8 protein-coding genes are annotated in these 10,077 nt (G+C 57.3%); 3 read left to right on the top strand and 5 right to left on the bottom strand.

Annotated elements, in window-relative coordinates:
• The 3 genes from K0U62_06255 to K0U62_06245 all read right to left on the bottom strand — a co-directional run.
• Nucleotides 1–480: pentapeptide repeat-containing protein (locus K0U62_06255; protein MCH9801124.1), on the bottom strand; the 480-nt coding region annotated here is incomplete at its 3' end.
• 1,449 nt (nt 481–1,929) lie between these two features.
• A complete protein-coding gene (locus tag K0U62_06250; protein ID MCH9801123.1) occupies nt 1,930–2,688 on the bottom strand; it encodes an HK97 family phage prohead protease in 759 nt (252 codons plus the stop codon).
• A 391-nt stretch (nt 2,689–3,079) separates the two neighbouring features.
• Nucleotides 3,080–3,418 (bottom strand): hypothetical protein, encoded by a 339-nt coding sequence (locus K0U62_06245; protein MCH9801122.1) that lies wholly within the window; start codon nt 3,416–3,418, stop codon nt 3,080–3,082.
• 142 nt (nt 3,419–3,560) lie between these two features.
• Here K0U62_06245 and K0U62_06240 point away from each other — a divergent pair, with 142 nt between their 5' ends.
• Entirely contained in the window at nt 3,561–4,823 is a 1,263-nt protein-coding gene (locus K0U62_06240; GenBank protein ID MCH9801121.1) for a fibronectin type III domain-containing protein, read from the top strand.
• A 580-nt stretch (nt 4,824–5,403) separates the two neighbouring features.
• Nucleotides 5,404–7,131 carry a hypothetical protein gene (locus K0U62_06235; protein ID MCH9801120.1) on the top strand — a complete coding sequence of 576 codons (1,728 nt, stop codon included), beginning with the start codon at nt 5,404–5,406 and terminating at the stop codon, nt 7,129–7,131.
• Between the two features lie 283 nt (nt 7,132–7,414).
• Here K0U62_06235 and K0U62_06230 read toward each other — a convergent pair whose 3' ends face one another.
• Complete coding sequence (locus tag K0U62_06230; GenBank protein MCH9801119.1) at nt 7,415–7,735, bottom strand: MoaF N-terminal domain-containing protein; 321 nt, start codon at nt 7,733–7,735, stop codon at nt 7,415–7,417.
• Nucleotides 7,736–7,943: 208 nt separating this feature from the next.
• On the opposite strand from K0U62_06230, the gene K0U62_06225 reads away from it, so the two are divergent.
• A complete protein-coding gene (locus K0U62_06225; GenBank protein ID MCH9801118.1) occupies nt 7,944–9,497 on the top strand; it encodes a DUF1254 domain-containing protein in 1,554 nt (517 codons plus the stop codon).
• Between the two features lie 130 nt (nt 9,498–9,627).
• Here the strand turns inward: K0U62_06225 and K0U62_06220 are convergent, their stop codons facing one another.
• On the bottom strand, nt 9,628–9,903 hold the full coding sequence (locus K0U62_06220; protein ID MCH9801117.1) for a hypothetical protein: 276 nt from the start codon (nt 9,901–9,903) through the stop codon (nt 9,628–9,630).
• Nucleotides 9,904–10,077: the final 174 nt, after the last annotated feature.

Below are 10,077 nucleotides of genomic sequence, written 5' to 3'. Positions count from 1 at the left end.
CGCGTTGGACAGGTCCGCACCTTTACATTTCTTGCCGCATCCGGGGTTGGCTCGTAGTTGCCGACCTTTGGATTTTGCCTTCTTAACCGGCCCGAACTTGGATTTGGATAAGTCCGCTGCAGGAAACTGGCCATGTTTCAGGCTGGCACCTTGCAGTTTCGCGCCGGGCAGTTTCGCGCCATGCGCCTGCACGTGGTTCAGGTTGGCGTAGGTGCCTTTGGCTTTAGTTAGATCGGCGCCACGGAAATCCGCGCCGTGCAGTTTCGCGTTACTGAAGTTCGCTCCCGTCAGATTCCCGTGGTGCTCCGCCTCATATTTCGCCGAAACGCCGCGGCAATCAGCCCCCCGGTCTAGCACACACGTGTTGTCCTTCTTGCCGATCACTCCCAGTTGGTCCGCGGACACCACCGCGGGCGCCAACAACATACTCGCGGTCAAACCACCCGCAGCAACAACACTGGCCAACAATCGAAAACGCATAGCCGCACCCTGCGCCACGATCCAGGGCTATCCCGTAACGAGCGAAATACACATCCGGCGCCGTCACAGTCTCCCGACCCACGAACCGCGTCAGTTGCATCGCAGCAGCCGCCAACGCATCAACATCCAACGCCGCCATCTCCGTAAACCCCTCCGGCTGGATCGCCTTATCAACTGGCGGCAACTCAAACTGACCCCGCCACAAACCCAAAATCAACCGCTCAACCGCTGCAGCGTCCTGCCGCTCCGGTTTCACCGCCACCACAACCCTCCATCCGCGCTTCTGCCATTGCTTTAGTCGTGCGTCTAATCCGATGCCTACCTTCATCAGCCCGTGCCCGTCGTGCCGGATGAGGTAGGTCCACGTTGGGGTTTCGTTGTCGGGTCGCGTTCCGACTTTCGTTGTCTCGGGGTCGCCGTGGTTCTTCCACCTCATGTAGTGCTTGAAGCACCAGCCGCGTGCAGTCTGCCTACCGTTGCATCCGTCAATGCTGCACGGCCCAGGGTCCCGAAGTTCCCTGTAGTGCTTATTGCAGTAGCCCTTCGCATTCTGTTTCCGGTTGCATCCATCCACCGCACACGGTCCTTTCTCGCGCCACTGGCCGTAGTGCCTATTGCAGTAGCCCCGCGCCTTATGTGCGTTGCCGCATCCCTCGATGGCGCACGACCCCGAGTGATGAAGTTCCTTGTAATGCTTCTGGCACCATCCCCGCGCCTTATGTGCGTTGCCGCATCCGTCAATGGCGCACAACCTGACCGGTGGGGGTTCAGCTTTGCCTAACGGGTCGCCGTACCTCTTCCACCGCTTGTAGTGGGTACGACATAACCGGCGCGCAATCACCGGCTGGGTGCATCCGTCAACGCCACAACCACCAGCCCGCGACTGATACCCCGATGACCTCAACGGGTCACCGAACTTCTGCCACCGCCGGTAGTGTTTCTTGCACCACCCGCGCGCATCACGCTTGCTATCGCAGCCGTCAATGCTGCAGACCTCCACCTGACGCACCCACAACGGATCACCATAATTCCGCCACTTGCTGTAGTGCTCAACGCACCACCCCCGTGCGCGGTGCTCACCATCACAACCATCAACCCGACAAACCACCACCTCACCACGCGCAAGCCGAACCGTTGCCAACGGATCACCATTCCGACGCCACCGCTGATAATGGCGATGACACCAGCCGCGGCCGTAATGCACACCATCACAACCGTCAATGCTGCAAACCTTCACAACGCTCCAATCCTGTAGCCAACTACTGCCATCCACCAGCCATCCCCATCACTCTGCGTAGCCACCCGATTGATGTGCCCCAGAACCCCGATCCTGTGTGGGGGATTTATTTCATTCATGGGAGTTCGAGGTCTTGCATGCATGCTACAAAAAACGGGTGTGCTGGTTTTCGTCTGGTTTTGGTTACTTTCTGTGATGTTGGGGTGGTGTGGTCACAGTCCGAGGTCGAGGGCTTTGGCGATGAGTGTCCGTTTGGGTCCGTATGGCGTGAAGCTGCCGTCACCGTTGAGCCGCAACTGGTCGCCTTGGTACAGGAGTCCAGCGCATTCTTTGTGGAAGCGTTGGAGTGTGATTCGTTCGTAGTCGGCGCGTGCTTCTGGTCCTAGCCGTGCGAGGAGTACCCGTTCGCTTATTTGTTTTGCTTTCAGTTGTCGGAGTCTGGTGGATAGGTTGCCTGTTGGTTTCTTGCTGGGTGGTGTGGCTGTTCGGGTGGCTTCAACTGTTGCGTCTGCGTATGCGGGTACGGATACCAGTGACACTTCGCGTAGTTCGGCTGGGCCTCGGGTGACATGCAACTGGTCGTCGATCTCTTCGACGCGGTCTTCGGGTCCGGCAGCGAAGCCAACCGATAGGCCTGTGACGAAGCCTTCGTCGGCTTGCCGGAATGCTTCGGCACCGGCTTCTGATTTCAGATCGAGCTGCCACTTGCACCACAGTCCGTCGGGTTGGATGTCCCATTCGATTGGTTTACCAACGGGGAACTGTTTGTAGTTATGCAACGTGAGCAGTGGTGCGCGTTTACCTGCGCCTCGGGTCACGGATGCTTTGAATGTTTGTGTGGTGAATCTTTCCATGTAGTTGCGTTCGCCGCCGCCGTTGGCGTGTGCCTCGATGTGGTCGATGTCCCATCGTTGGCCGGGGATGATGAGGCGGCCGCAGAAGTGGCAGACCACTTCGCACGCTTCGATCAATGGTTTGAATTGTTGTCTGATTCGTTGTGCTCGTCTTCCTCCCCATTGGCGGCCGGTCATTGTTTCGGCCGGTATCGGACGGAGTCGCGGTCATAACCGTCGCAGAGGCAGCCACCCTCCAGGCTGTCGACTGCGACTTGGAGCATCCCCGGTTTGGGGATTGGGTTGCGTCGCCTGACTGACCAGTACTCCAACTAGCAGCCGCAAGACGGGAGACCGCAGGGGCCTCTCCTGACTCGCAGTCGCTTATGGCCGCCGCCGATTTCGACGTATTGGCCGGTCATGGGCCCGCACACCAGGGGCGGGCGGATTCGTCTTGTAGACGGCGGCAGGGAACTCGAGCCCCACCGATGAAGGTGTAGTCAGGGGAGTAGCCCGGGTCAAGGCCCTGTCAGCCGATTTCTCGCCACCAGCGGTAGGTGCAAACGGTATCGAGCCAGTCTGTCGCTTCTTCTTGGCTGAGCATGAAACCGTTCTCCTCTGCAGTTAGGCGAAAGTACCGAGGGGATTCTGGGGTTTTTGGCTTGCCGTTACGAAGGTCGCAGTAACGCCATGGCGACGAACCGTATAACCCTTGTTCCAAGTCGATCTGTCGCCAGGCTGCTTCCGCTTGCTGGTCCTGGGCGTTGCAACCTGTGAGCAGGAAACCGGCGAGCAGAGCTACGCTGGCAACGGTGATCATTCCCAACCAGGACCTGTCGTCGGCTGCTGCAGTCTTGCGTGAGGACATAGTTGTGATGCTATCGGCTGCCTGGGGTCGCTTGCTCGTCTCTGGATAGGAAACGTGGTGCCGGCGGGCCTGGTGTTGTCGCGACAGGAACTCGCAGATGTGGCGGCACTGCTCCTGATGCCCGCTAACCGTGGCAATAACGGTGACATCAGCCGATGATTGGGGGAGCTTCACCGATGCTGGTGGTGACGCGAATACCGACTACGTGGCGCGGTTGAACGCCGATGGCACCCGCGACGACTCCTTCACGCCACCGACCTTTGCAGGGGTCGGCTCGGTCGAAGCGGTTGCCGGGCTCAATGATGGGAAGTATTTGATCGTGGGGAGCTTCACCGATGCTGGTGGTGACGCGAATACCGACTATGTGGCGCGATTGAACGCTGATGGCACCCGTGACGGTTCTTTCACCTCGCCGGCCGTGAATGCCCTGGTCTATGCCGTTGCCGAGCTTGGTGATGGGAAGTATCTGATTGGGGGGAGCTTCACCAATCAGGTGGCGCGGTTGAATGCCGATGGCAGCCGGGGCACCTCCTTCACCCCGCCAACCCTGAACGGCCCGGTCTACTCCGCCAAGGAGCTCACCGGTGGGAAGTACCTGATCGGGGGCGGCATTACCAATGTCGGTGGCGACCCAAACATCGACCGGGTGGCGCGGCTGTGGTCTGTCGCACCTCCTGGAGCACCGACCGGCGTAACCGCTGCTGCCGGCAACGGCCAGGCAACGGTGTCGTGGAGCGCGCCAGCATCTGATGATGGCGCAGCGATCAAGTCCTACACGGCGACTGCCTCCCCGGGTGGGGCCACCTGCACGACGACATCGACGTCGTGCGTTGTCACGGGCCTGACTAATGGCACGAGCTACACCTTCACTGCCACCGCCATAAACGCCGCCGGCACATCAGTGGCGTCGAGCGTGTCCGCCGGGGTGACACCTGCGGTACCTCCCGCCGCCCCGAGTCCGCCGCCCGCGGCTCCTACGCCACCTGCCACCATTCCACCGCCGGCCCCGAGTCCGCCGCCGGTCGCGGGTCCGACGCCGCCGGTAGCGACCGCCCCTGGCAAGGTCGCCAAGGCAAAGATCAAGGTCAAGAAGACCGGCAAGAGCAAAGGCAAGAGCAAGCGGAGTTATCTACTCACGATCAAAGCGCCAGCCGAGGACGGTGGTGCCGCAGTCACCAGCTACGACTTCCGGATCAAGGCCAAGTCCAAGAAATTGGGAGAAAAGGCATCAGCGAAATGGAGTCCGTGGCGCACCATCGGCAGTGGCGCAGGGGTCACCCGGATGACACAGAAAGTCAATAATTTGCGCACGTACCCACGGGGAACCAAGGTCAAGATTCAGGTCCGAGCCGTTAACGATGTGGCTCCCGGGCCTGCCACCACCGTCAGGACCAAGATCCGATAGCCGCACGTTGCGTCTACCCTCCCAAATCGCTCCGCTCATCTACAGCGCTCATTGACTCCGGCACAAAGTCCGTGGCAGCCACGATCAACAACGTCGGACTCCAACCACGAGGGATCGCGGTGGGCCCCAATGGCAAATGCCTTGATGCAACCAACCGAGGCGACGAAACCGGTCCAGGTTCACTGACCGTGATTGCTGCTTAGTTGAATCAAATAGTCACCGTGACGGTGGGTCGAGAGCCATGAGGAGTGGCTATCGCACCGAATGGGAAGTTCGCCTACGTCACTAATCCAGGCAATGGCAGAGGGAGTAATTAATTCAGTCACACCTGGAAGCGACTGAAACCCGGAAAGAGTCTGCAAACGGGCACCAAATACGTCGTAGAGGTTCGTGCCAAGGACCCGGTAACCGTTGGCCCCAGCAAGCGACGGGCTGTTGTTCTCACATCTTGGGTCGCTGTGTTTTGCAGAGGTGAAATGTCATTGCCCCTAGTTCGATTGACCAATACTTGCGTGAACTCTAGAGACCCATTCGAAAACCCAGTATTTTATCTTTTGTCTCGACTGAAAGTAAATGACACATGAATCCGCTGACGCCATCGAAAACCACGACAACATCGAGTCGAGAGCGCAGTGTAGGGGAGTTGCGGATCATCTGGGCCTTGATGGCTATCGTCTCGCTCCTCGCCGCCAGCCTGGTGATGTTCGTGGGAACACCTGCATCACAGGCGGACGACGAGGACATTGCGCCTAACCTCAGTTTTGTCGGGGCTTTCGCTGATGATCAAACCGGCCTTAACGCCCCATATGGCATGGCCTTTGACCGCTATGGAAATCTCTGGGTCGCTAATAATCGCCAAGATTATGAATCAATCACCATGTACAGCTACGGGGAGCAGCAACAGTTTGGATCGGTGAATCAACCACCCACCGCGACCATCAAAATCAACAAGAATGCAGTGAAGTTCCCCTATACGCGTGTCCAAGGACCGCTGGGATTAAGTTTTGACGCCGCTGGGAATCTCTGGGTTGGTACCGAAAATGCTGGGTTACTGCGGCTCGCCGAGTCCCAGTTGCCGCTAAGCGGAGGCGACACGGCAAAAGTCCTCACGCCCGATTGTCAGGTCACTGGGAACAAGACAGGTCTACTGTTCGGACAAAATGGTGATCCGAAACAGATTCAGGTGCATCCCGACTCCAGTCAAACCGTGATTCTGGTTGCCAACCCAGGACCGAATCAGGGCTCAAGAAACGAGAATAAAATCCTGGCGTTCAACGTCACCGGATGCAATGGCGTTATCAACAAAAAGCCTGACTGGGTCCTCGATCCGGCTTCAACGAGTAATGTGCCTTCACGGCCGTGGGGCGTCGCTATCGTCCCTGATTCAACATTGACTGATACGACCTTCTGGATTTCTGGCTCAAACGGGACTTTGCAGAGCTATCGCGGCAACGCGCTCACAGGCAACCTCAGCCAGGCGACGACGTTGTCTGGCACTGCCGGCACCGGTCTAAACACACCAGAAGGCATTACGATCGGCCCAGGTTCCGACCAGCTACAACAGCCGTACAGCATCTGGGTGGCAAACACCAAACCGAACGCCGTGAACGTTTATTGGCCGGACAACCCGCAGCCCATCCTTCGCATTGTCGGGCCCAATACTTTGATCGATGATCCAGGTTCGGTCGCATTCGACCCCAATGGCGGACTGTGGGTATCGAATTCAGATTTTCAGATACCTGATCCTGGCGTGCAAGAGATCCAAAACTCTGTTCGCCGGTACGGTCTCAGCGTCATCATCCCCATCATTCCGTTTAACCCGCCGCCACCCTTTGTGCCTCCGGTAAATCCGACGGCGGGCCCGACGGCAAGTCCCGCACCGGTGCCATCGCCGACTATTACTCCCAACCCAACTCCGAAACCTCGCAAGCCTTATCTGATTGTGGATGCTCGGAAAGCGAGTAAAGACATTAAGTTCATGAAGCGGACCCAGATCGTCAACTGGGAAGGCACTGACGGCGAACTGACGAAGATAAAAGCGAAGTGTTTCCTCAAGGGCAAACGGTTAACCGGCAAAGCCGAGCGGATTAACTGCGACATCACTAAGAAGAAGGGCAAGGGCCGCGAGAGCACAGCCGGCAGCAAGGCGATAAGAATCAAGCCGAGTTGTACGGTTGGGCTGACCTTTACTGCCAAAGTCGTGGCTAAGTTCCCCGACTTCTTGGGGGCCCAACCCGAGAAGTGGTCACGGTCGTGGAAAGTAAAGAATCAGCCAAAGAAGCGCTGCCGTATCCCCGGAACTGGATAGTCAGGACCGCATGAGCAGAAGCCAGGTGCTGAGGTGGTTAAGACCATGCTAAAACGGGGTCTCATTGTGGCTGGTACCTGTAACAACAGTTAGTGCAGAAAATCGCCACACCACGACGTGAGGTGTAGGGCGATCGAAGAGCCTTAAGAGGGGATTCTCAGGCCTCGATCCGGTTTCATGTAGCCGACGCTAGTCGACACTCCCATTTTCGTTCCCGGTCCTCACTAGATGATCGCCATGTCGTCTGAAACCCGCGGGCTGCCACTCCGATGTTCGGGGACTATCACTCATCGAAGGCGGAGATCGTCGCTTTGATGATCTCGGTTTCCGTCGGTGCGCTCTCGGACGGAATCGCGGCGAGTACGGTGCGGTTGTCGAGATCGATGACTTGGGCGAGCAGTCCCATCTCACCATCTATCCAAGAGACAAGAAATACGTTCGGTCGCAGTTCGCGAATCTGCACTGGTTCGCGTAGTTCACCACGGCGTGGGCTCATAGTGACCCGAATATTGCCCTCGAAGGTATTGCTGAAATCCCAGCCATTGTCATAGGTATAGCTGATTGTCTTGCCATCGAAGTGGCCGATTGCGTCAGATTGAGTCATGTTTATTCCTCCGAAGAAATCCTGTTGCGACCGTATCCGAGGTTACTGATTTGCTCATTGCAGCCAAGTGATTGGTCGTCTCGCTGAGCCATCCGATTTGCTTCGGCCGGCGGGGATGCGACGAGGGGTTCCCGCTTGATTCGAGATGCGGAAAACTCACTGTCAACCATGATCGTGTGAGTGGTGTCTGCATCGCGCACGCTCTAGATTGAATGGCCTGAGCAATAGCTCCACAACAACTGAGGAAGGTCCAAGCGTGCCTACGCAGAACTACAACAACGACATCCCCGAAGATTTGCTGACATCAGATTCACTGGAACTTCCTGGATCGTCGCTGTCCTTTGTTGATGGATTTCCCACTATGGACAGCCTGAACGATGCCTATGACCTTGAGGATATGAATCGAGCCACTTCGCTCTTCATCAGCATGGTTCCCGTGGCGAGCTTAGAGGCAATCCGCAAGGGCATAGCCGACTTTATTGAGCCTGGTCCGGTCGAAAATCGCTGGGTGATTTTCGACGACTTAATGGATTCCAACAGTCTGTTCCTGACGGGTAACACCGACACCGTCTACGCCTTCGGCGTCCTCGATCTAGAGGAATCGGGACCTGTTGTTGTAGAAATCCCACCGAACTGTGGGCCTAGCACTATCAACGATGCAACATTTTCCTTCGTGATTGATATGGGTTCTCCGGGGCCCGATCGCGGTCAAGGCGGCAAGTATTTGGTGCTAGGGCCCGACTACTCGGGTCCGCTGCGTGATAAAGAAAATGGCGAACTCGTAGAACATGAAGGCGACAGTTACTTCGTGGCCCACACCCCGACCTACGTGAACTGGCTACCGTGCCGTGGAATGTTGGTTGACGGTGACACCAAACCCGCTTCCGAACTGTTCCGAAATGGGATCAAATCGTATGCGTTAAGGGACAAAGACAACCCCCCTCCCATGATCTGGAAGAACATGTCCGGGGCGGAAGTGAACACGATCCACTCCAATCACGAATCCTTTTTTGAAGAGATCCACCGGACTATCGACAAAGAACCGCCGGAAGCCTTTGATCCCGAGATTCTCGGTATGGCAAGCCTGCTGGGGATCCGGAAGGGTGAACCGTTCGAACCTTCAGATCGGCAGCGTGAAGTCCTTGAGCGTGGTGTGATGGTGGGGAATGCGTATGCGCGTGCGGTTACTTTCGCTCCCCGTGCACCGGAAGCATATTTATACGGTGAAGAAAACAGCATGTGGTACAACATGCTGTACGGCAATGACTACCGCTACTTGGTTAACGACGGCGCGGGTGGCGTCGACGCCGACGCGCGCCTGATGTTCTATTACATGGCGACCGTAAACACCCCAGCCATGATCTTGAAGATGCCGGGCGTGGGTTCGCAGTATGCGGCGGTCGCTCGTGATAGTAGCGGTGCCTGGTTGGAGGGCGACCGTAACTACTCCATGCATATTCCACCGGACGTACCTGCGAAAAACTTCTGGTCCCTAGTCGTTTACGACGTGCAAACCCGGTCAATGCTCCAAACGCCGGAGCAGGCTTTCCCAAGCGTCAACAGTATGAGACCAGACCTTGTCACCGAAGCGGACGGCAGCGTGAATCTCACGTTCGGCCCGGATCGCCCTGCGGAAAATGTGGGTAACTGGATCCAAACTCGACCCGGGAAGACCTGGTTCGCGATTATTCGGTTGTACGGGCCCTTGGAGGCATGGTTTGAGAAGACCTGGCGCCCCGGCGAAATCGAACTTCAGGATTAAGTTTGGGTCGAACAAGGGCGAGGTCTTAACGAAACCGGGCAGCCAACTGCACCGTTTCGTTGACTAGGGTGCAGCCGTTTCGAGGCTGAAGGTCGCTCAAGTAGGCGGCGCATGATCTCGCCGCTTGCGGTCAGGGCAGCCAGTCCTGGCCGATAGGGGAGATGATGGTCGTGCTCGCAACGTCAGCACCTGCCTCGGTGCGAGCCTTGGCGATGTCCTCTCGCTCACCAAAAGTCTTCATCTGAACGGGATCTTGCATCTCCACCACCATGAAGATTTGGCTCTCATCGGGATTGGTGCCAGCCCACACCATGTTGACGCCGGCCTTTTCCATTTCCGGGTTCAACCTTTCTGCCATTTCCTTCCAGGTCGCAAACCCCTTGGAAATGTTTACTGTTACGAGCATCTTGACCATGATTGTTGGGCCCTCCTCAGAGCATTCACATTGGGGACTGGTGGTTATCTCGTGGAAATCCCCTCGGTACTGAATCTAGTAGTGGCCGGCTTCGGTGGCGAGGTGAGTGTCGACAGCAGCGCCAAGATGGGCGGCGCACCCGTCTGCTGGTCGAGGTGCACAAGT

Source organism: Actinomycetes bacterium (assembly GCA_022599915.1).
GTDB lineage: Bacteria > Actinomycetota > Actinomycetes > S36-B12.
This window is presented reverse-complemented; position numbering and strand designations above follow the sequence as displayed.